At 66.8% G+C, this 19,869-nt stretch carries 22 protein-coding genes; 10 read left to right on the forward strand and 12 right to left on the reverse strand.

Going from position 1 to position 19,869, the window contains the following annotated elements:
- Positions 1-128: 128 nt before the first annotated feature.
- Positions 129-1,031, reverse strand: coding sequence for a zinc ABC transporter substrate-binding protein (locus tag PSEWESI4_RS04750; RefSeq protein WP_187670035.1), 903 nt, complete (start codon positions 1,029-1,031; stop codon positions 129-131).
- A 65-nt stretch (positions 1,032-1,096) separates the two neighbouring features.
- Between PSEWESI4_RS04750 and zur the strand changes: the two genes are divergently transcribed.
- The 8 genes from zur to PSEWESI4_RS04790 all read left to right on the forward strand — a co-directional run bounded on the left by zur (position 1,097) and on the right by PSEWESI4_RS04790 (position 7,703).
- Complete coding sequence (gene zur, locus PSEWESI4_RS04755) at positions 1,097-1,579, forward strand: zinc uptake transcriptional repressor Zur (RefSeq protein ID WP_187670036.1); 483 nt, start codon at positions 1,097-1,099, stop codon at positions 1,577-1,579.
- Positions 1,579-2,379, forward strand: a complete 801-nt coding sequence (znuC, locus tag PSEWESI4_RS04760) for a zinc ABC transporter ATP-binding protein ZnuC (protein ID WP_187670037.1) — start codon at positions 1,579-1,581, stop codon at positions 2,377-2,379. Before zur ends, znuC begins: the two co-directional genes overlap by 1 nt.
- Positions 2,372-3,157: a zinc ABC transporter permease subunit ZnuB gene (gene znuB, locus PSEWESI4_RS04765; RefSeq protein ID WP_187670038.1), complete on the forward strand. Its 786-nt coding sequence runs from the start codon at positions 2,372-2,374 to the stop codon at positions 3,155-3,157. The genes znuC and znuB overlap by 8 nt, the downstream gene beginning before the upstream one ends.
- A 109-nt stretch (positions 3,158-3,266) precedes the next feature.
- Positions 3,267-4,094, forward strand: coding sequence for a PA5502 family lipoprotein (locus PSEWESI4_RS04770; protein WP_187670039.1), 828 nt, complete (start codon positions 3,267-3,269; stop codon positions 4,092-4,094).
- Between the two features lie 245 nt (positions 4,095-4,339).
- Positions 4,340-5,347, forward strand: a complete 1,008-nt coding sequence (locus PSEWESI4_RS04775; protein ID WP_187670040.1) for a methionine ABC transporter ATP-binding protein — start codon at positions 4,340-4,342, stop codon at positions 5,345-5,347.
- Positions 5,347-6,015: a methionine ABC transporter permease gene (locus tag PSEWESI4_RS04780; RefSeq protein WP_187670041.1), complete on the forward strand. Its 669-nt coding sequence runs from the start codon at positions 5,347-5,349 to the stop codon at positions 6,013-6,015. The genes PSEWESI4_RS04775 and PSEWESI4_RS04780 overlap by 1 nt, the downstream gene beginning before the upstream one ends.
- 76 nt (positions 6,016-6,091) lie before the next feature.
- Complete coding sequence (locus tag PSEWESI4_RS04785; protein WP_187670042.1) at positions 6,092-6,868, forward strand: MetQ/NlpA family ABC transporter substrate-binding protein; 777 nt, start codon at positions 6,092-6,094, stop codon at positions 6,866-6,868.
- A 208-nt stretch (positions 6,869-7,076) separates the two neighbouring features.
- Entirely contained in the window at positions 7,077-7,703 is a 627-nt protein-coding gene (locus PSEWESI4_RS04790; protein WP_187670043.1) for a c-type cytochrome, read from the forward strand.
- A 55-nt stretch (positions 7,704-7,758) separates the two neighbouring features.
- Here the strand turns inward: PSEWESI4_RS04790 and PSEWESI4_RS04795 are convergent, their stop codons facing one another.
- The 5 genes from PSEWESI4_RS04795 to PSEWESI4_RS04815 all read right to left on the reverse strand — a co-directional run bounded on the left by PSEWESI4_RS04795 (position 7,759) and on the right by PSEWESI4_RS04815 (position 11,935).
- Positions 7,759-8,394: an SCO family protein gene (locus PSEWESI4_RS04795; RefSeq protein ID WP_187670044.1), complete on the reverse strand. Its 636-nt coding sequence runs from the start codon at positions 8,392-8,394 to the stop codon at positions 7,759-7,761.
- Positions 8,395-8,531: 137 nt separating this feature from the next.
- Positions 8,532-9,434, reverse strand: a complete 903-nt coding sequence (gene cyoE / locus PSEWESI4_RS04800) for a heme o synthase (protein WP_187670045.1) — start codon at positions 9,432-9,434, stop codon at positions 8,532-8,534.
- 87 nt (positions 9,435-9,521) lie between these two features.
- Complete coding sequence (locus PSEWESI4_RS04805; RefSeq protein WP_187670046.1) at positions 9,522-10,628, reverse strand: COX15/CtaA family protein; 1,107 nt, start codon at positions 10,626-10,628, stop codon at positions 9,522-9,524.
- A 10-nt stretch (positions 10,629-10,638) separates the two neighbouring features.
- Positions 10,639-11,217: a hypothetical protein gene (locus PSEWESI4_RS04810; protein WP_187670047.1), complete on the reverse strand. Its 579-nt coding sequence runs from the start codon at positions 11,215-11,217 to the stop codon at positions 10,639-10,641.
- Positions 11,192-11,935: an SURF1 family protein gene (locus tag PSEWESI4_RS04815; RefSeq protein ID WP_187670048.1), complete on the reverse strand. Its 744-nt coding sequence runs from the start codon at positions 11,933-11,935 to the stop codon at positions 11,192-11,194. Before PSEWESI4_RS04815 ends, PSEWESI4_RS04810 begins: the two co-directional genes overlap by 26 nt.
- A gap of 69 nt (positions 11,936-12,004) precedes the next feature.
- Here PSEWESI4_RS04815 and PSEWESI4_RS04820 point away from each other — a divergent pair, with 69 nt between their 5' ends.
- On the forward strand, positions 12,005-12,208 hold the full coding sequence (locus tag PSEWESI4_RS04820; protein ID WP_187670049.1) for a twin transmembrane helix small protein: 204 nt from the start codon (positions 12,005-12,007) through the stop codon (positions 12,206-12,208).
- Between the two features lie 68 nt (positions 12,209-12,276).
- Here the strand turns inward: PSEWESI4_RS04820 and PSEWESI4_RS04825 are convergent, their stop codons facing one another.
- The 4 genes from PSEWESI4_RS04825 to coxB are packed head-to-tail and all read right to left on the reverse strand — an operon-like array spanning position 12,277 to position 16,486.
- Complete coding sequence (locus PSEWESI4_RS04825; protein ID WP_187670050.1) at positions 12,277-13,164, reverse strand: cytochrome c oxidase subunit 3; 888 nt, start codon at positions 13,162-13,164, stop codon at positions 12,277-12,279.
- An 11-nt stretch (positions 13,165-13,175) separates the two neighbouring features.
- Entirely contained in the window at positions 13,176-13,721 is a 546-nt protein-coding gene (locus PSEWESI4_RS04830) for a cytochrome c oxidase assembly protein (RefSeq protein ID WP_187670051.1), read from the reverse strand.
- 45 nt (positions 13,722-13,766) lie between these two features.
- A complete protein-coding gene (ctaD, locus tag PSEWESI4_RS04835) occupies positions 13,767-15,356 on the reverse strand; it encodes a cytochrome c oxidase subunit I (protein WP_187670052.1) in 1,590 nt (529 codons plus the stop codon).
- A gap of 5 nt (positions 15,357-15,361) precedes the next feature.
- Positions 15,362-16,486 (reverse strand): cytochrome c oxidase subunit II, encoded by a 1,125-nt coding sequence (gene coxB / locus PSEWESI4_RS04840; protein ID WP_187670053.1) that lies wholly within the window; start codon positions 16,484-16,486, stop codon positions 15,362-15,364.
- Positions 16,487-16,862: 376 nt separating this feature from the next.
- Here coxB and PSEWESI4_RS04845 point away from each other — a divergent pair, with 376 nt between their 5' ends.
- Positions 16,863-17,522, forward strand: a complete 660-nt coding sequence (locus PSEWESI4_RS04845; RefSeq protein WP_187670054.1) for a hypothetical protein — start codon at positions 16,863-16,865, stop codon at positions 17,520-17,522.
- Positions 17,523-17,569: 47 nt separating this feature from the next.
- Here the strand turns inward: PSEWESI4_RS04845 and PSEWESI4_RS04850 are convergent, their stop codons facing one another.
- Together PSEWESI4_RS04850 and PSEWESI4_RS04855 are read right to left on the reverse strand one after the other, a co-directional pair.
- Entirely contained in the window at positions 17,570-18,286 is a 717-nt protein-coding gene (locus PSEWESI4_RS04850; RefSeq protein WP_187670055.1) for a carbonic anhydrase, read from the reverse strand.
- A 234-nt stretch (positions 18,287-18,520) separates the two neighbouring features.
- Positions 18,521-19,582, reverse strand: coding sequence for a PA0069 family radical SAM protein (locus PSEWESI4_RS04855; RefSeq protein WP_187670056.1), 1,062 nt, complete (start codon positions 19,580-19,582; stop codon positions 18,521-18,523).
- Positions 19,583-19,869 lie beyond the last annotated feature (287 nt).

Raw genomic sequence — 19,869 nt, forward strand, 5'->3', positions numbered from 1 at the left:
GTGAGGTTGAGTTGGCGCTCAACGGTTTAACCCGTGCCTTCAGCCCCCGCAAGCCCTCCAGACGCCCCCTCGAAAATATTCCGGACAGTAGTGCGCGAACGCGGGGATCCAATCAAGGTCGATGCGGCTTAGAGCGCTTCCAGGCAGCCGCCCAGCCCTTCGGCGAGGTTCTCCAGCAGGCGTTCGTAGCCCCGCGCGTCCACCTTCACGTCGCTGCCCAGGGCATCCAGCTCGGCCAGCCTGACCGGCAGCCCGGCGGTCAGGGTCTCGGCCAGGCGCGGGCGCAGCGGCGGTTCGCTGAACAGGCAACTCGGCCCCGCCTTCTGCAGGCGCGCGCGCAGCTCGGCGACGTGGCGGGCGCCCGGCTGGACTTCCTGGCCCACGCTGAACACCCCGGCGTGCTTGAGGCCATAGGCCGCCTCGAAGTAGTCGAAGGCTTCGTGGAACACGAAATAGGGCTTGCCGGCCTGCCTGGCGAGACGCTGCTTGAGGCGCGCATCGAGGGCCTCCAGGCGCGTCTCGAAGGCCGCCAGGTTGGCCTGGTAGCGCTCGGCGCCCGCCGGATCGGCGGCAATGAGGTCGGCGACCATCTTCGCGGCGATCACCCGCGCGTTGGCCGGCAGCAGCCAGAGGTGGGCGTCCAGGCTGCCGGGGCGATGATCGTGGTCGTGATCGTCGTGGCCTTCCTCGTCATGGTGCTCGGCGAAATGCCGCAGGTGCAGGCCGGGCAGTTCCTGCACGGCGACGCTCGGCGCGCGGCGGCCGCTCAGCACGCGAGGCAGGAAGCCTTCCATGTCGGGGCCGATCCAGTACAGCAGATCGGCCTCGGCTACCCGCCGCACGTCGGACGGACGCAGCGCGTAATGGTGCGGCGAGGCGCCCGGCGGCAGCAGCACGTCGGGCGTACCGGCGCCGTCCTGCACGGCGGCGGCGATCAGTTGCAGGGGTTTGATACTGGTCAGGAGGCGCACTTCGGCCTGGGCGGTGGCGGTCAGGGCGCAGAACAGCAGGACGCAGAGGGATCGAAACACGGACACACACTCTCGGGGCAAAGAGTAATAGAATAACGTCTCTGTCCGCCAACGTCGCTGCTTCCATGACCGTCACCCCGCTAGCCTCGCGCCCCCACGACCATTCCCACTGCGTGCACAACGCCCTGGCCGAGGCCGAGGCACTTTGCGCGCGCCAGGGCCTGCGCCTGACCGCGCTGCGCAAGCGCGTGCTGGAACTGGTCTGGCAGAGCCACAAGCCGCTCGGCGCCTACGACATCCTCGGCGTGCTGACCGAGGAGGACGGCCGCCGCGCCGCGCCGCCAACCGTCTATCGGGCGCTGGACTTCCTGCTCGAGAACGGCCTGGTGCACCGCATCGCCTCGCTGAACGCCTTCGTCGGCTGCAACCACCCGACCCACGCGCACCAGGGCCAGTTCCTGATCTGCCGCAACTGCCACGCCGCCATCGAGCTGGAGCAACCGTCGATCAGCCAGGCCATCGTCGACAGCGCCCGCGAAGTGGGCTTCAGCGTCGAACAGCAGACCGTCGAAGTGGTCGGCGTCTGCGCCGGTTGCCGGAAACCCTGATGAGCAAGCCGCTGATCCAGCTCGACGGCGTCTCCGTCGGCTTCGCCGGGCAGGCGGTGCTCAGCGACGTGCAACTGCGCGTGCACCCGGGCGAGATCGTCACCCTGATCGGCCCCAACGGCGCCGGCAAGACCACCCTGGTGCGCACCGTGCTCGGCCTGCTCACCCCGGACAGCGGGCGGATCAAGCGCAAGCCGCGCCTGCGCATCGGCTACATGCCGCAGAAGCTGCACGTCGACGCCACCCTGCCGCTTTCCGTGCTGCGCTTCCTGCGCCTGGTGCCGGGCGTGGACCGCGCCAGCGCCCTGGCGGCGCTGGTCGAGGTGGGCGCCGAACAGGTGATCGACAGCCCGTTGCAGAAGATCTCCGGCGGCGAGATGCAGCGCGTGCTACTGGCCCGCGCGCTGCTGCGCGAACCGGAACTGCTGGTCCTCGACGAGCCGGTGCAGGGCGTCGACGTGGCCGGGCAGGCCGAGCTGTACCGGCTGATCACCGAACTGCGCGACCGCCACGGCTGCGGCGTGCTGATGGTTTCCCACGACCTGCACCTGGTGATGAGCACCACCGACCAGGTGGTCTGCCTCAACCATCACGTGTGCTGCTCCGGGCACCCGGAACAGGTCGGCAACGACCCGGCCTTCGTCGAGATGTTCGGCCAGGCGGCGCCGGCCCTGGCGGTCTACCACCACCATCACGACCACGCCCACGACCTGCACGGTACGGTGGTCAGCGAACCCGGCCTGACCATCCACGGTCCGGTGAGCGGCCACGTGCACGGAGATGGCTGCAAACATGCCTGATTTCCTGCTCAACGCGCTGATCGCCGGCCTGACCCTGGCCCTGGTCGCCGGCCCGCTCGGCTCCTTCGTGGTCTGGCGGCGCATGGCCTATTTCGGCGACACCCTGTCCCACGCCGCGCTGCTCGGCGTCGCCCTCGGCCTGCTGCTGGGCCTCAGCCCGACCCTGGCGGTGACCGCTGGCTGCCTGCTGCTGGCGCTCGTCCTGGTCACCCTGCAACAGCGCCAGCCGCTGGCCTCGGACACCCTGCTCGGCATCCTCGCGCCGACCACCCTGTCCCTCGGCCTGGTGGCGCTGAGCTTCATGAAGGACGTGCGCATCGACCTGATGGCCTACCTGTTCGGCGACCTGCTGGCGGTGTCGCCCACCGACCTGGCCTGGATCGTCGGCGGCAGCGCGCTGGTGCTGCTCGCCCTGTGCGGCCTGTGGCGGCCGTTGCTGGCGGTCACCGTGCACGAGGAGCTGGCCAGGGTCGAGGGCCTGCCGGTGGCCGGACTGCGCCTGGCGCTGATGCTGCTGATCGCCGTGGTGATCGCCGTGGCGATGAAGATCGTCGGCGTGCTGCTGATCACTTCGCTGCTGATCATCCCCGCCGCCGCCGCCCAGCGCCACGCGCGCACCCCCGAGCAGATGGCCATCGGCGCCAGCCTGCTCGGCCTGCTGGCGGTAAGTGGCGGGCTGGCGTTGTCCTGGTTCCAGGACACCCCGGCCGGACCGTCCATCGTGGTCGCCGCCGCCACGCTGTTCCTGTTCAGCCTGGCGCTTCCCAGGCGCGCCTGAACACAGGTGGCCAGTGCCACCCATTGCGCATTCCCAGCCGCGGTTTTCCACCCGACGCCTCCGGCGGTGTAGACTGGCGCGTTTTCGCGAGAACCGAGAGTCAACAGAAATGTCGTTGTTCACCTCACGTTACCTGGCGATAGCCGCACTTTCCCTGCTGTTGTCCGCCTGCCAGAGCGCGCCGCAGCAAGTCGCCACGCTACCGGTCGACGAACTGGTCAGCGCCTTCTCCCAGCTCGAACAGAGCATCGAACGCGGCGAGCTGGAACGCGCCGACGAACAGCTCGCCGCCCTGCAACCGCGCGCCGCCGGCGATACCCGCCTGGAATCCCTGCAACGCCGCCTCGCCGACGCCTACCTGCAACAGGGCCAGGGCGCCCTGCAACGCGGCGACCTGGACAGCGCCGCCCAGGCCCTCGGCAGGGCGCGCGGCCTGATGCCGCAGGCACCGGCGCTGACCACCGGCCTGGACGAGGCGATCGGCCAGGCACGCAGCACCGAGCAGCAGGCCGCCATGGCCCGCGCCGCCGCCGAGGCCAAGGCCCGGGAAGAAGCCGCGCGTCTCGAACAGGCCCGCCAACTGCGCGAGGCCGCCGAGCGCCAGGCTGCGGCGATCCAGCCCCAGGTCAGCGAATCGGCGCGCTTCCGGCCGCTGCTGATCGACCCGAACGCCAAGACCAGCGTGGTGCCGCTGCCGATGCTCGACAGCCATGACAACGAAGCGCTGCGCGACCTGCTCGACAGCGTCGCCGCCGACGTGGTGCATTACGACTGCGCGGTGCGCGTGCAGGTACGCCAGGCCAAGGACTACCCCTGGGTCGCCTCGCTGCTCTCGGCACGGGTCAAGCGCCTGCAACCCGGCTATGCCCTGCGCCTGGTGCAGGACCTCAAGCCCGACGAAACGCCGCGCCTGGTCCTGAGCCCGCGCAACCCGTAGGACCGTCCGGCGTAGGGTGGGCTTCAGCCCACCAACCCCGAGACACGGGGTCATGGCATCACCGCCCATCGGCTTATGCCTTTTTAGAAGGCAATCCGAAGAACAAAAACTAAGATTGCATAAGCAGTCGGGCTAGAATGCGCGCCTTCGGCCAACCGCCTAGAGTCGTTGGAGCCCGTGCCTTTCGCCCACCCGGCGATCGCGCGCCTCGCGCTTCCAAATCGTGTACCCATAAGGTTCAACCAGTGATCGAATTCGACCGCGTCCATAAGGCGTATCTCGTCAACGGTCGCAGCATTCCCGCGCTGCAGCCCACCGATCTGTCTGTCGCCGCCGGCGAGGTGTTCGGCCTGATCGGCCATTCCGGCGCCGGCAAGAGCACCCTGCTGCGCCTGATCAACCGCCTCGAGGAACCCTCCGGCGGGCGCATCGTGATCGACGGCGAAGACGTCACCGCACTGGACAAGCACGGCCTGCGCCGCTTCCGCCAGCGGGTCGGGATGATCTTCCAGCACTTCAACCTGCTGTCCTCGAAGACCGTCGCCGAGAATGTCGCCATGCCGCTGAAGCTGGCCGGCGAACTGGACCGCGCCGCCATCGCCGCGCGGGTCGCCGAGCTGCTGGAGCGAGTCGGTCTCGCCGAGCAGGCCGACAAGTACCCGGCGCAGCTCTCCGGCGGCCAGAAGCAGCGCGTCGGCATCGCCCGCGCCCTGGCCACCCGGCCGAAGATCCTGCTCTGCGACGAAGCCACCAGCGCCCTCGACCCGCAGACCACCTCCTCGGTGCTGCAACTGCTCGCCGAGATCAATCGCGAACTGAAGCTGACCATCGTGCTGATCACCCACGAGATGGACGTGATCCGCCGGGTCTGTGACCGCGTGGCGGTGATGGACGCCGGCCTGATCGTCGAACAAGGCCCGGTGGCCCGGGTGTTCCTGCATCCGCAGCACCCGACCACCAAGCGCTTCGTGATGGAGGACGAGCACGTCGACGAGAACGAACAGCGCGACGATTTCGCCCACGTGCCGGGCCGCATCCTGCGCCTGACCTTCCAGGGCGAAGCCACCTACGCGCCGCTGCTCGGCACCGTGGCGCGCGAGACCGGGGTGGACTACAGCATCCTCGCCGGGCGCATCGACCGCATCAAGGACACCCCGTACGGCCAGCTCACCCTGGCCCTCACCGGCGGCGACCTGGACGCCGCGCTGGCGCGCTTCCACGCCGCCGACGTGCATCTGGAGGTGCTGCGCTGATGCTCGAGAAATTCCTGCCCAACGTGTTCTGGCCGGAAATCTGGCAGGCCACGCTCGACACCCTGAACATGCTCGGCGGCTCGCTGCTGTTCACCGTGCTGCTCGGCCTGCCGCTGGGCGTGCTGCTGTTCCTCGCCGGCCCGCGCCAGTTGCTCGAACAGCCCACCGCCTACCGGCTGATGTCCTTCGTGGTCAACCTGCTGCGCTCGGTGCCGTTCGTCATCCTGCTGATCCTGATGATCCCCTTCACCGAGCTGATCGTCGGCACCTCGCTGGGCGTCGCCGGCGCCATCCCGCCGCTGGTGGTGGGTGCCACGCCGTTCTTCGCGCGGCTGGTGGAGACCGCGCTGCGCGAAGTGGACCGCGGCATCATCGAGGCCACCCAGGCGATGGGCGCGACCACCCGGCAGATCATCTTCAACGCCCTGCTGCCGGAAGCGCGGCCGGGCATCGTCGCGGCGATCACCGTCACCGCCATCACCCTGGTCTCCTACACCGCGATGAGCGGCCTGATCGGCGGCGGCGGCCTCGGCGACCTGGCGGTGCGCTACGGCTACCAGCGCTACCAGCCGGACGTCATGGCGGTCACCGTGGTGCTGCTGCTGATCCTCGTGCAGATCCTGCAATCCGCCGGCGACAAGCTGGTGGTGCATTTCTCCCGCAAATAGGGAATCCGTAAGTAGAACGATCGCGGGAGACCGGTCATCCACCGAGCCCCGCCTCCATCCCACAAGGAGTCGAACGATGAAAAAACTGTTGGCCGGTCTGGCCGTCCTCGCTACCTTCAACACCGTCCAGGCGGCGGAAACCCTCAGCGTCGCCGCCACCCCGGTGCCGCACGCGGAGATCCTCGAGTTCGTCAAACCGATCCTGGCCAAGGAAGGTGTCGAGCTGAAGGTCCGCGTGTTCACCGACTACGTGCAGCCCAACCTGCAGGTCCAGCAGAAGAACCTGGACGCCAACTTCTTCCAGCACCAGCCGTACCTGGACGAGTTCAACGCCAGCCGCAAGACCGACCTGGTGAGCGTGGCCGGTGTGCACGTCGAGCCGTTCGGCGCCTACTCCAGCAAGATCAAGAGCCTCGACGAGCTGCCCCAGGGCGCCACCGTGGCCATCCCCAACGACGCCACCAACGGCGGCCGCGCCCTGCTGCTGCTGGACAAGGCCGGCGTGATCAAGCTCAAGGACAACAGCAACATCGCCGCCACGCCCAAGGACATCGCCGAGAACCCGAAGGGCATCAAGGTGCGTGAACTGGAAGCGGCGACCCTGCCGCGCGTGCTGAGCCAGGTGGACCTGGCGCTGATCAACACCAACTACGCCCTGGAAGCCAAGCTCAACCCGACCCAGGACGCGCTGGTCATCGAAGGCAGCGACTCGCCCTACGTGAACATCCTGGTCGCCCGTCCGGACAACAAGGACAGCGACTCCGTACAGAAGCTGACCAATGCCCTGCACAGCGCCGAGGTGAAGAAGTTCATCGAGGAGAAGTATCAGGGTGCCGTGGTCCCGGCCTTCTAAGCGCCTGCGCCTGCCCCTGCCCGACACGAAGCCCGCTCCCGTAGCGGGCTTCGTGCTTTGTGGCGGGCCGCCCAAGCACTTCTCCATGAAGTTTTTTGAGAGCCTCGTCTCATTCCCGCCGCGCATTCATTGAGCCAGATCAGCATCCCCGGCTGCGCCCCTGCCTAGAGTTGGCGGCTCGCCGAACCGGCAGGGTCTGGAATCGTTCATGCGCACATCGTTTCTTCCATTTCTTTTCTGCCTCGGCAGCCTCGCCCAGGCCGACGAAAGCCCGTTGGCGCGCTTCGAGGCCATCATGGGCAACCCCGAACAGCGCGCCACGGCCTACGAGGACGGCCACGAACGCATCACGCTGTGCGGCTACTGCCACGGCGAGGACGGCAACAGCAAACGCGAGCACATCCCCAACCTGGCCGGACAGAGCCCGCGCTACCTGTTCGACGCCTTCGAGCAGTACGTCGATGGCCGCCGCACCGACTTCGTGATGAATCAGGCGGCGAAGATGCTCGGCATCGAGGAGCGGATCAACATCGCCGTCTACTACAGCCAGCAGGAGGTCAAGGCACGGCAGGCACAGGCCGGCGACGACATCCTGGCAGAGGGCCGGACGCTGTTCAGCCAGGTCTGCATGGGCTGCCACGGGGAACAGGGCCTCGGCAAGGAAGACGCCCCCCGCCTGGCCGGACAGCCAGCCGAATACCTGAGCCGGACCCTCAACAAGTACCGCGAACGGGACCCCAGCCGGGCCGGCTCGATCATGCTGTCGATCGCCCCCCGCCTCACCGAACGCAACATCGACGCAGTCGCCGCCTACCTGCAGCAGTTGCAGCCCTGACCACGTGATATCGATGGGTTGTCACCCATCCTACGGAGTCGAGTACACCGTGTAATCACCCCTCGCTGCCGAGCAATACCGGCAACTGCGCGGCCAGCTTCTGGTTGTTCAGCGGCGCGCGGATGAAGCCGCGCTGGGTGCCGTCCGGGCCGAGGATCACCAGGTTGCCGCTGTGGTCGACGGTGTAGTTGGGCTTGCTGGTGTCCGCCGGGATGAACGGGATGCTCACCGCGTTGGCGAACTTCTGGATGTCCGCCAGTTCGCCGGTCAGGCCCTGGAAGCCGGCGTCGAAGTAGCCCAGGTACTGCTTGAGCTGTTCCGGCGTGTCGCGCTGGGGATCGACGCTGACCAGCACCACGCGCAGCCGCTCCACCGCTTCCGGCGGCAGCTTGCTCTTCAGGTCGCGCACCTGGGCGAGGGTCGCCGGGCAGATGTCCGGGCAGAAGGTGTAGCCGAAGAACAGTAGGCTCCACTGGCCCTTGAGCTGGTCGACCGAGATCGCCTGGCCGTCCTGGTCGGTGAGGGTCAGCGTCGGCATCTGGCGGCTCTGCGGCAGGAGGATGATGCCGGCGTCGATCATCGCGGCCGGGTCGCCCTGGCTGCGCCCGTTGAGGACCTTGTGCACGGTCAGGCCGAAGACCACCGCGACGATGGCGATGAGGACGAACAGGGTTTTCTGGATTCGGGTCATGAAGCGGTCTCAAAGTCGGCGAGCGAAGGTCAAGCCAGGCGAAAATGGCCGAGGAAGCGGAGTTTACGACCTGTAAATGAGCATTCCGAGGCCATTTTTAACGCAGCATGGCCAAGCGCAGCCACTTTGAGGCTGCTTCATAGATTGAGCAACAAATAGTGGTCCACCAAAAGGGCGATGAACAGCAGGAACAGGTAGGCGATAGAGTACTTGAAGGTCTTTATCGCCGCGTGCGGCTTGCTGTCACGGTACAGCACCCAGGCCCATTGCAGGAAGCGGCCGCCGAGGATCAGGGCGGCCGCCAGGTACAGAGGGCCGCTCATGTGGATGGCGAACGGCAGCAGGCTCACCGCCAGCAGCACCAGGGTGTAGAGCAGGATGTGCACCTTGGTGTAGTGCTCGCCGTGGGTCACCGGCAGCATGGGGATGTCGGCCTTGGCGTACTCGGCCTTGCGGTGGATGGCCAGGGCCCAGAAGTGCGGCGGGGTCCAGGCGAAAATGATCAGCACCAGCAGCAGCGGCTCGGCGGACAGGTGGCCGGTCACCGCGACCCAGCCGAGCAGCGGCGGCGCGGCGCCAGCCAGCCCGCCGATGACGATGTTCTGCGGCGTGGCGCGCTTGAGGAAGCCGGTGTAGAGCACCGCGTAGCCGAGCAGAGAAGCGAGGGTCAGCCAGGCGGTCAGATCGTTGGTGAAGGCCAGCAGCAGGGCCTGGCCGAGCAGCGCCAGGACCAGCGCGAAGAGCAGCGCCGCCACCGGCGACACCCGCCCGGCGGTGACCGGGCGCTTGTGGGTGCGCGCCATGATCGAGTCGATGCGCCGGTCCACCACGTGGTTGACCGCCGCCGCCGCGCCCGCGCACAGGCCGATGCCGAGGTTGCCGAACAGCAGCACCGTCCAGGGCACCCCGGCGCGGGTGGCGAGGAACATGCCGACCAGCGAGGTGATCAGCATCAGCACCACCACCTTGGGCTTGGTCAGCTCGAGGTAGTCGCGCCAGGTTGCGTGTTCGACGGTTTGGCTACGCAGCAGAGTGGCCATGGTGTCTCTCCTTCTTGTTATCCACACCGTCTTTTTTGGGCCCCGCGCCAGTGACGGCCCGCGCCGGGGATGACGGTCGAACCCTTGTCATTCCCGCGCCTGCGGGAATCCAGCAAACCGTGCGGGAGCAGAGGGGGATGCCCAGCCTTCTGCCCGCGAACCCACCGTGCCGGCAGGTCCGGCGGGTTCGCGAGCAGCGCTCGCTCCTGCGCGCATGGACCTCAGGCGGTAGTTGACCAGCACCAGCGCCAGCAGCAGCGCGGCGCCACCGCCGTTGTGCGCCACCGCCACCGGCAGCGGCAGGTGCAGCAGCACGTTGCTGATGCCGAGCCCGACCTGCGCGGCCAGCGCCAGCACCAGCAGCGCGGCCAGGCGCCCGAGGCCGGCGGCGTGCAGGCGCCAGGCCAGCACCAGCAGCACCAGGGTCACCAGCAGCGCGCCGAGGCGGTGACTCATGTGGATGGCGGTGCGCGCGTCGCTGTCGAGCTGCCCACCGAGGTAGTTGGGGCCGATGTGCTGGGTCAGGTGGAAACCGTTGGCGAAGTCCATGGCCGGCCACCATTCGCCGTGGCAGGTGGGCAGGTCGACGCAGGCCACCGCCGCATAGTTGGAGCTGACCCAACCGCCCAGGGCGATCTGCCCGATCACCAGCGCCAGCGCCACGCCCGCCAGGGCGCGCAGCCTCGTGGACAGCGCCGGCAACGCCGGGAAGGCGCCGGACAATCGCAGGGTCAGCAGGAACAGCAGGGCGAGGGTGGCGAAGCCGCCGAGCAGGTGAGCGGTGACCACCTGCGGCCAGAGCTTGAGGGTGACGGTCCACATGCCAAAGGCCGCCTGCAGGATGACCAGGCCGAGCAGCAGCAACGGCAGTTTCAGCGGCTGGCCCGGCTCGTCGCGACGGCGCAGGGCCTGCACCGCCAGGGCGAGGATGACCAGGCCGAGGGTGCCGGCGAAGTAGCGGTGGATCATCTCGTACCAGCCCTTGGCCACCTCCACCGGAGCATCGGGGAAGCGCGCTTCGGCCAGGGCCTGCTTGTGCTCGCTCATCGGCACGCCGAGGAAGCCGTAGCAGCCCGGCCAGTCCGGGCAGCCGAGGCCGGCGTGGGTCAGCCGGGTGTAGGCGCCGAGCAGCACCACCACGGTGGCCAGCAGGGTGGCGAACAGCGCGAGTCGGTAGCCGGGCTTGCGCAGCATCAGGACCTCCTCAGCCGATATGCGAGAGTTTCAGCAGCAGGCGCAGGTCGTTGAGCACGCCCTTGCCGTTGACCCCGCGCTCATAGCGCAGCACCAGGTTGCCGTGCGGATCGACGATCCACAGCCTCGGCGTGGCGCCGCCATCGTCGAGGCCCTGGTAGTGCTGGCGGTCCAGCGGATAGCGCACGAGCTTCGGGTATTCGCGCTGCAGCAGCGCGTCGTAGTCGGCCGCCAGCGGTTCGCCGCTGGCCAGCGCGTGGCTGGCGCGCGCCGCTTCGCGGGCCAGGCCGATGTTGACCTGCCGGGCCAGGTAGACCAGCTCGCGGCAGTCCGCCGTGCAACTGTCCGGGGTGGTGACCACCAGTTGCCAGCGCTCTTCGCCGCCGGTCGGCACGCCGAGGTCGGCGAGAGTCCGGCCGTCGCCGATCAGGGTGCCGTGGTAGTTGCGCGCCTCCGGTACCCAGAAGCGCCACTTGTACATGGCCGAGGCCAGCAGCATCGGACCGATCGCCACCAGCAACAGGAAGACGAACTGCCAGCGGCCGCGGCTGCGATGGCGCGGCTCAGGCAGGTCGGTGGCTGGATTCATGCTGACGCCCATGCGAATTCCCCCGTGCGTTGTGCACTCCGAGATAGATGAACAGGCCACCCAGTGCCGCCGCCATGGCGAACCACTGCACGGCATAGCCGGTGTGTTTTTCCGGGCTCATGGCGACCACCGGCCAGTCGGCGACATAGGCCGCCGGGCCCGGCTCCAGGCGCAGCTCCAGCGGCAGCCCGCCGCGCCCCAGTTGTTTCCAGAGCCCGCGCGGATCGACGGCGGTGACCAGCCGTGGCCAGGCGCCTCCGCTGGGATCGGCCTGCAAGCGGAAATTCGCCCCTGGCGGCACGTAGACCCAGGCACGCAGCGCCTGCGCGCCCTCCGGGGTGTCGAAGGCCGGCGGCACGCGGCGATCCGGCCAGGGCAGCCAGCCCCGGTTGACCAGCAGCCAGAGCCCGCTGGCCTGGTCGTAGAAGGGTTGCAGCAGCTCGACGCCGACCCGGCCGGCGTGGATGCGGTTGTCCAGCAGCAGGCTGTGCCGGTCGTCGAAGTGGCCGTGCAGCGTCACCCGCCGGTAGGCCGGATCGGCGCTGCGCTCCAGCTCGTCGATGCTGATCGGTTCGGCGACGCGGCGCACCTCGTAGCTGGCCAGCAGCAGGCGCTTCTCCTCGGCGCGGGACAGTTGCCAGAAACCCAGGCCGACCAGCAGCGGCAGCAAAGCGGCCACCAGCAGGCTCGGCAGCAGGCCGGGACGGAAGCGGCTCATGCCGGCCTCCCGAAGGCGCCATGACGTCTGGCTATACTCAACTGCATCCCCTTCCCCCGGAGTCACGCCATGCTCAAGGCTGCGATCGTCCTCATGTTGCTGGCCACCGTGGTCAGCCTGTTCAGCGGCCTGTTCTTCCTGGTCAAGGACGAAGGCCACGGTTCACGTGTGGTCAACGCCCTGACCGTGCGGGTCATCCTCGCCGCCATCACCCTGGCGCTGGTCGCCTGGGGCTTCTACTCAGGCCAACTGGTGTCGCATGTCACTTGGTAGCTGCAAGCGGCAAGCTCCAAGCCTCAAGTTGTCCCCATCGTGCTCTTTCTTGCAGCTTGCCGCTGCCTTCAAAGCACGTACACGAAGATGAACAACCCGATCCACACCACGTCCACGAAGTGCCAGTACCAGCTCGCCGCCTCGAAGCCGAAGTGATGCTCGGCGTCGAAGTGGCCGCGCAGGATGCGGATCAGCATGATCGTCAGGATCAGCGCGCCGAGGGTCACGTGGGCGCCGTGGAAGCCGGTGAGCATGAAGAAGGTCGCGCCGTAGATCCCCGAGCCCAGGGTCAGGCCCAGTTCCTGGTAGGCCTCGATGTACTCTTCGGCCTGGAAGAACAGGAACACCACGCCGAGCAGGATGGTCAGCGCCAGCCATATCTTCAGCGGGCCACGCTTGTTCTTGCGCAGGGCGTGGTGGGCGAAGGTCACGGTGAAGCTGGAGCTGACCAGCAGGATGGTGTTGATCAGCGGCAGGTGCCAGGGGTCGATCACCGCGCTCGGCGGCGGGAACAGCTTGGAGTCCGGGTTGCTGAGCAGCGGCCAGGTGTATTCGAAGCCTTCCCAGAGCATGTTGCTGACGCCCTTGTCGCCCTCGCCGCCGAGCCACGGGCCGGCGAAGGTGCGGATGTAGAACAGCGCGCCGAAGAAGGCGGCGAAGAACATCACCTCGGAGAAGATGAACCAGCTCATGCCCCAGCGGAACGAGCGGTCCATCTGCGCGCTGTACAGCCCTTCGCGGCTCTCCTTGATGACGTTGCCGAACCAGCCGAACAGCATGTAGGCGAGGATCAGGCCGCCGACGAAGAAGATCAGCGGACCGTTGGATTCCTCGCGGTTGGCCGACATGTCGTTGAACCAGGTGCCCACGCCGAAGACGCTGACCAGCAGGCCGATGGTGGCGATGATCGGCCACTTGCTCTGGGCGGGAACGTAATACTGCTCGTGACTCGACATTGTTGTTCTCCTTATGGAGTCGCCTGGGCTACAGGCGGTTTACGCGCAGTGATATCGAACAGGGTGTAGGCCAGGGTCAGGTGCTTCACGTCCGCCGGCAGGTCCCGGTCGACGATGAAGCGCACCGGCATCTCGATGCGTTCGCCCGGTTGCAGCACCTGCTGGGTGAAGCAGAAACACTCGGTCTTGTGGAAGAAGGCCGCGGCCTTGGAAGGCGCCACGCTGGGGATCGCCTGGGCGGTCATCGGCACGTCGGTCGGGTTGTGGGCGATGAACAGCATGTCGCGGCTCTCGCCGGGGTGGACCAGCAGCTCATCGGCCTGCGGGCCGAACTCCCAGACCATGCCGGCGGCGTTGGTGGCGAGGAACTGCACGCGCACCTGGCGCGTCTCGTCCGTGGCCTGCTGGCCCTGATAGGCGCCGGCGGTCTTGCCGTTGATGCCGAAGGCCTGGCACATCACCTCGTAGATCGGCACCAGCGCGAAGCCGAAGGCGAACATGGCCACCACCACAAGCAGTAGTCGTCCCACGAGGCGGCGTACCGGCATCTCACTCATGGCAGAACTCCTCGCTCAAGCCTCCAGCGGCTTTCATCGATCCGCTCACTTCACTTCCGGCGGCGTGCTGAAGGTGTGGTAGGGCGCCGGCGAGGGCACCGTCCACTCCAGTCCGTCGGCCCCGTCCCAGGGCTTGGCCGGGGCCGGCTTGCCGCTCCTGATGCACTTGATGACGATGAACAGGAACAGGAACTGGGTGATGCCGAAGGTGAACGCGCCGATCGACGAGATCATGTTGAAGTCGGCGAACTGCAGGTTGTAGTCGGGAATCCGCCTCGGCATGCCGGCCAGGCCGACGAAGTGCATCGGGAAGAACGCCAGGTTCATGCCGATGAAGCTCATCCAGAAATGCAGCTTGGCCAGGGTCTCGTCGTACATGTGGCCGGTCCACTTGGGCAGCCAGTAGTAGGCCGAGGCGAAGATGCCGAAGATCGCGCCGGGCACCAGCACGTAGTGGAAATGCGCCACCACGAAGTAGGTGTCGTGGTACTGGAAGTCCGCCGGGGCGATGGCCAGCATCAGCCCGGAAAAACCGCCGATGGTGAACAGGATGACGAAGGCCACCGAGAACAGCATCGGCGTTTCGAAGGTCATCGAGCCCTGCCACATGGTGGTCACCCAGTTGAACACCTTCACCCCGGTGGGCACGGCGATCAGCATGGTGGCGTACATGAAGAACAGCTCGCCGGTGAGCGGGATGCCCACGGTGAACATGTGGTGCGCCCAGACGATGAACGACAGGAAGGCGATGCTCGCCGTGGCGTAGACCATCGAGGTGTAGCCGAACAGCGGCTTGCGGGCGAAGGCCGGGATGATCGAGCTGACCGCGCCGAAGGCGGGCAGGATCATGATGTACACCTCGGGGTGGCCGAAGAACCAGAACACGTGCTGGAACAGCACCGGGTCGCCGCCGCCGGCGGCGTTGAAGAAGCTGGTGCCGAAGTGGATGTCCATCAGCATCATGGTCACGCAGCCGGCCAGCACCGGCATCACCGCGATCAGCAGGAAGGCGGTGATCAGCCAGGTCCAGACGAACAGCGGCATCTTCATCAGGGTCATGCCCGGGGCGCGCAGGTTGAGGATGGTGGCGATCACGTTGATCGCGCCCATGATCGAGCTGATGCCCATCAGGTGGATGGCGAAGATGAAGAAGGTGACGGTTTCCGGCGCGTAGGTGGTCGACAGCGGCGCGTAGAAGGTCCAGCCGAAGTTGGGCCCGCCGCCCTCCATGAACAGGGTCGAGACCAGCAGGCCGAAGGCCGCCGGCAGCAGCCAGAAGCTGAAGTTGTTCATCCGCGGCAGGGCCATGTCCGGTGCGCCGATCATCAGCGGGATCATCCAGTTGGCCAGGCCGACGAAGGCCGGCATCACCGCGCCGAACACCATGATCAGGCCGTGCATGGTGGTCATCTGGTTGAAGAATTCCGGCTGGACGATCTGCAGGCCGGGCTGGAACAGCTCGGCGCGGATCACCATGGCCATGGAGCCGCCGAGCAGGAACATGGCGAAGCTGAACCACAGGTACATCGTGCCGATGTCCTTGTGGTTGGTGGTCAGCACCCAGCGCATCAGGCCCTTGGCCGGGCCGTGGTGATGGTCATGCCCTGCATGACCGTGGTCGATCACTGCACTCATGTCCGTTACTCCTGAGCCTGTTTGAACGCGAGGACGTCTTTGGGCGTGACCATGTCGCCGACCTTGTTGCCCCAGGCGTTGCGTTCGTAGGTGATGATGGCGGCGATGTCGACCTCGGACAGTTGCTTGCCGAAGGCCGCCATGGAGGTGCCGGGCTTGCCGTTGACCACGATCGCGATGTGCGGCTCCGCAGGGCCGGTGGCGATCGGCGAGCCCTTGAGCGCCGGGAACATCGGCGGCAGGCCCTCGCCGCCTGCCTGGTGGCAGGCCACGCAGGTGGCGTTGTAGGCCTTCTCGCCGCGCGCCATCAGCTCTTCCATGGTCCACTCCTTGCTGGTCAGCTCGCGCTCGGCGGCAGCGGCCTCCTTGCGCTCGGCCAGCCAGGCGGCGAAGTCTTCCTTGGACTTCGCCTCGACCACCACCGGCATGAAGCCGTGGTCCTTGCCGCACAGCTCGGTGCACTGGCCACGGAAGATGCCGGGCTCTTCGATGCGCGTCCAAGCCTCGTTGACGAAGCCGGGAATGGCGTCCTTCTTGACCGCCAGGGCCGGTACCCACCAGGAGTGGATCACGTCGGCGGCGGTGATCAGGAAGCGCACCTTGGCGCCAACCGGCACCACCAGCGGCTCATCCACTTCCAGCAGGTAGTGTTCGCCCTTGGGTGCCCGGTTGTTGATCTGGTCGTGGGGAGTGGCCAGGTTGCTGAAGAACTCGACGTCCTGGCCCAGGTACTTGTAGTGCCACTTCCACTGGTAGCCGGTGATCTGGATATCGACCTCCGACTCGCTGGGGTCGTAGATCTCGATCAGCGTCTTGGTCGCCGGGATCGCCATCACCACCAGGATGATGAAGGGCACCACGGTCCACAGGACCTCCACGGTGGTGCTCTCGTGGAAATGTGCGGCCTTCTGCCCGATGGAGCGGCGGTGGACCAGCATCGACCAGAACATCGCGCCGAAGACCAGCACGCCGATCACCGCGCAGACCCAGAAAATGGTCATGTGCAAATCGAAGACTGCATGGCTGACGGCCGTTGCACCCGGCGCCATATTCACGGTCCAGTCGGCATGCGCCGGCATGAATATCGGCCACAACAGGATCCCCATCCAGGCTCGTGGATGTCGCATCATTGCGGGTTCCCCTTATCGTTCTTGTTATCCCGCCGGCTGTGCCTGCGGTTAAGGGAGCGGCTGTCGGTACTGCTGAATCAACGGCCGGACTCTCAACACTCAGGTGCGCAGTCGGGTGTCATCAGGTAACGCCTTTCGCTTCGGAGTATAGACAGCGGGTTCCGCCCCGCAATGCGAAAAGGAAAATGGCTGAAGCCGCCGGAGCCTTGTCCTAAACGCCACGGACTGGCGCTAATGGCAATCTGATACGAAAATGGATATATCCTTCGCGAATAACCGTTTCATAATTATGTCAATCGCGTCTTAGCCCGCGCCGCCAGCGGGCTAAGGTCAATGTTCGCGTTTCGACTTTCATGTCCTACCCCCAGGAGCCGTCATGAACACCCCCGCTTTGCGAGAGTTGATCCAACGTGCCCAGCAACACGAAGCCGCCAACCGCCAGTTGCAACGCCAGCTCGAAGCCCAGTTACCGCGCCTGCACCCGGCCATCCGCCTGCCGGCCGAGGACGCGCTGGGCGCCCTGACCCGCTTCGTGATCGCGTATGTGGAACAAGTGCCGGACGTGCTGGTGGCGGCCAACCAGGTGGCGCGCGAAGCCGGCATCGAGGAGCAGGTCAAGCCGGTGCTGAAGGTCGCCGAGCAGTTCTTCCTCGAACCGCCGGCGCTGATGGCCGGTCATGACGGCCTCGACGGCCTGCTCGACGAAGCCTACCTGGCCCACCGGCTGGTGGAAGAGGTCAACGACCGCTACATCACCCACCTCGGCCAGCCGCTGATCCCGCTGGATACCACGGTGGCCAACCTGATCGCCCACCAGTTGATCGGCGAACCCTTCGCCAACCAGCTCGACGAAGCCGTCCACCACGCGGTGGAGGGGATGCTGCCGGAAGACGCTTTCAGCCAGGAATCGGTACAGGCCTATCGCCAACGCCTGAGCAGCCCGCAGATCGAAGCAGCCTGGAAACGCTGGCCGTGCCTGTCGCAGCAGCTCGGCGTGGAGCTGGAGCTACAGGCCAGCCAGCGCGTGGCGGGGTAGGGCGGAAAACCGCGTAGCGTTTTCCACCAACGGCGCGGCCGTCCCGGTCAACCCTGTGGGTAGCGGGCCCGCGGCGTGGCCATGGGCAGCTTGTCGCCATCCAGCGGCAGGAAGCAGCCTTCTTCGGCGTCGTAGGCCCTGATCTCGCTGGTTTCGATGTCGTAGACCCAGCCGTGGATGAACAATTGGCCGCTGGCCAGGCGCGCCGCCACCGAAGGGTGGGTGCGCAGGTGGTCGAGCTGGGCGACGACGTTCTCCTCGGTGAGCACCTCGTAGGTATCGCGCCCGCTGCTGCAGCAGTTCTCCGCCACCACTGTCTTGGCCACCTCGGCATGGCGTAGCCAGGCCTTCACCGTCGGCATGCGCTCGAGGGTCTGCGGGTCGAGCACCGCCTTCATCGCGCCGCAGTCGGAATGCCCGCAGATGATGATGTGGTGCACGCCGAGGGCCATCACCGCGAACTCGATGGCGGTGGACACGCCGCCGTTCATCTGCCCGTAGGGCGGCACCACGTTGCCGACGTTGCGGGTGACGAACAGATCTCCCGGCGCACTCTGGGTGATCAGCTCGGGAACGATGCGCGAGTCGGCGCAGGTGATGAACATCGCCCGTGGCGTCTGCTCGTGAGCGAGCTTCTTGAACAGCGCCGCCTGTTGCGGGAACACCTCCTGGCGAAAGCGCTGGAAGCCTTCGACGATGGTACGCAGCGCCTGTTCGGCGCTTTCATGGCTCTCGGGGCTGGCGTTCCTGGATTGATCATTCATACGGCGACCTCGATGCTCGGGCGGGACGGTGGAGTGCATGGCTACTGACTCTCCGGCCAGCGATAGCGTCACATCGGCGCGACGAGGAATCTCTTGCAGGGTGTGACAGGCGTTCGATGATGGGTTGTCACCCATCCTACGGCTCTATTGGGTCCCCGCGTTCGCGGGGATGACGTTTCACGTAGGGACGGCCTCCCTCACCACCCCGTCATTCCCGCGAACGCGGGAACCCAGTCAAAGCAGCGCCATCTGCCGACCCGGCGGGCAGAAGCGCGAGCAGTCCAGCGGCGGCTCGCCGCGATGATCGAGGCCGAGGCGCCTGATCGCCAGGCGGAAGCGTTTGGCGAGCAGTTCGGCGAACACGCCCTCGCCGCGCATGCGGGCGCCGAAGCGGCTGTCGTAGTTCCTGCCGCCACGGCTCTGGCGGATCAGGCTCATCACATGTTCGGCGCGCTCGGGGAAGTGTGCCTGCAGCCATTCCTCGAACAGTCCGGCGATCTCCAGCGGCAGGCGCAGCAGCACGTAACCGGCCGAACGCGCGCCGGCGTCGCGGCCCGCTTCGAGCAGGTGCTCCAGTTCCATGTCGTTGATCATCGGGATCATCGGCGCGCACAGCACGCTGACCGGCACGCCGTTCTCGTGCAGCGTGCGCATCGCCCGCAGGCGCGCCGACGGCGCCGCGGTGCGCGGTTCCATGATGCGTTTCAGCTCATCGTCCAGGGTGGTCAGGCTGAACGCCACGCTGACCAGTCGCTGGCTGGCCAGTTCGCCGAGCAGGTCGAGGTCGCGGAGAATCAGCGAGCTCTTGGTGATCAGGTGCAGCGGATGACGGTAACGCAGGCAGATTTCCAGGGCCTGGCGGGTCAGCCGGTACTCGCGCTCGATCGGCTGGTAGGCGTCGGTGTTGATGCCCAGGGCGATCGGCTGCGGCACGTAGCCGGGCTTGCTCAGTTCTTCTTCCAGGCGGCTGGCGAGGTTGGTCTTGGCGATCAGCCGGGTCTCGAAGTCGATGCCCGGCGACAGGTCCCAGTAGGCGTGGCTGGGCCGTGCGAAGCAGTAGATGCAGCCGTGCTCGCAGCCGCGATAAGGGTTCACCGAACGGTCGAAGCCGACGTCCGGCGACTGGTTGCGGGTGAGCACGGTTCTGGCCTGTTCGCGGCGCACCTCGGTGGCGAGGCTCGGCGGGGTTTCTTCCTGATACCAGCCATCGTCCTCGGCCACGCTGCGGGTCGGGGCGAAGCGGTTGTGCGGGTTGCTGGCGGTGCCGCGACCACGCGGCGGGAGGGAAACGGACATGGCGGCGGCTCCGACTGATACTGTATGAATATACAGTTAATATTCGAAATCCCGCCAGCCTTCATCGGACCAACGGGCGTGCCCGTGGGATGGGGCGGAGCGATTCGATGGGAACCATTTCGCGGCCCGAAATCACATCCCTCTCCCCCGGCCCCTCTCCCATGAATGGGAGAGGGGAGTCGTTCGCGCCGCCTGGCCGTTCGCAGCCCGGATGCAATCCGGAGAAGCCTATTGTCACGGATTTCATCCGGGCTACGTCGACGTAGGAGCGCGCCATGCGCGCGAAT

Origin of the sequence: Zestomonas carbonaria, assembly GCF_904061905.1 — a bacterium.
In the GTDB taxonomy this organism is placed as follows: domain Bacteria; phylum Pseudomonadota; class Gammaproteobacteria; order Pseudomonadales; family Pseudomonadaceae; genus Aquipseudomonas; species Aquipseudomonas carbonaria.

Bases quoted from the DNA above. Each gene is read 5' to 3' on its own strand.
- PSEWESI4_RS04780 (WP_187670041.1), top strand. From the start codon at position 5,347: ATGCTCGAGAAATTCCTGCCCAACGTGTTCTGGCCGGAAATCTGGCAG.
- znuB (WP_187670038.1), top strand. From the start codon at position 2,372: ATGCCTGATTTCCTGCTCAACGCGCTGATCGCCGGCCTGACCCTGGCC.
- PSEWESI4_RS04820 (WP_187670049.1), top strand. From the start codon at position 12,005: ATGCTCAAGGCTGCGATCGTCCTCATGTTGCTGGCCACCGTGGTCAGC.
- PSEWESI4_RS04795 (WP_187670044.1), bottom strand. From the start codon at position 8,394: ATGACCCGAATCCAGAAAACCCTGTTCGTCCTCATCGCCATCGTCGCG.
- cyoE (WP_187670045.1), bottom strand. From the start codon at position 9,434: ATGGCCACTCTGCTGCGTAGCCAAACCGTCGAACACGCAACCTGGCGC.
- PSEWESI4_RS04815 (WP_187670048.1), bottom strand. From the start codon at position 11,935: ATGAGCCGCTTCCGTCCCGGCCTGCTGCCGAGCCTGCTGGTGGCCGCT.
- znuC (WP_187670037.1), top strand. From the start codon at position 1,579: ATGAGCAAGCCGCTGATCCAGCTCGACGGCGTCTCCGTCGGCTTCGCC.
- PSEWESI4_RS04810 (WP_187670047.1), bottom strand. From the start codon at position 11,217: ATGAATCCAGCCACCGACCTGCCTGAGCCGCGCCATCGCAGCCGCGGC.
- PSEWESI4_RS04855 (WP_187670056.1), bottom strand. From the start codon at position 19,582: ATGTCCGTTTCCCTCCCGCCGCGTGGTCGCGGCACCGCCAGCAACCCG.
- PSEWESI4_RS04825 (WP_187670050.1), bottom strand. From the start codon at position 13,164: ATGTCGAGTCACGAGCAGTATTACGTTCCCGCCCAGAGCAAGTGGCCG.
- ctaD (WP_187670052.1), bottom strand. From the start codon at position 15,356: ATGAGTGCAGTGATCGACCACGGTCATGCAGGGCATGACCATCACCAC.
- coxB (WP_187670053.1), bottom strand. From the start codon at position 16,486: ATGATGCGACATCCACGAGCCTGGATGGGGATCCTGTTGTGGCCGATA.
- PSEWESI4_RS04845 (WP_187670054.1), top strand. From the start codon at position 16,863: ATGAACACCCCCGCTTTGCGAGAGTTGATCCAACGTGCCCAGCAACAC.
- PSEWESI4_RS04770 (WP_187670039.1), top strand. From the start codon at position 3,267: ATGTCGTTGTTCACCTCACGTTACCTGGCGATAGCCGCACTTTCCCTG.
- PSEWESI4_RS04830 (WP_187670051.1), bottom strand. From the start codon at position 13,721: ATGAGTGAGATGCCGGTACGCCGCCTCGTGGGACGACTACTGCTTGTG.
- zur (WP_187670036.1), top strand. From the start codon at position 1,097: ATGACCGTCACCCCGCTAGCCTCGCGCCCCCACGACCATTCCCACTGC.
- PSEWESI4_RS04850 (WP_187670055.1), bottom strand. From the start codon at position 18,286: ATGAATGATCAATCCAGGAACGCCAGCCCCGAGAGCCATGAAAGCGCC.
- PSEWESI4_RS04790 (WP_187670043.1), top strand. From the start codon at position 7,077: ATGCGCACATCGTTTCTTCCATTTCTTTTCTGCCTCGGCAGCCTCGCC.
- PSEWESI4_RS04785 (WP_187670042.1), top strand. From the start codon at position 6,092: ATGAAAAAACTGTTGGCCGGTCTGGCCGTCCTCGCTACCTTCAACACC.
- PSEWESI4_RS04805 (WP_187670046.1), bottom strand. From the start codon at position 10,628: ATGCTGCGCAAGCCCGGCTACCGACTCGCGCTGTTCGCCACCCTGCTG.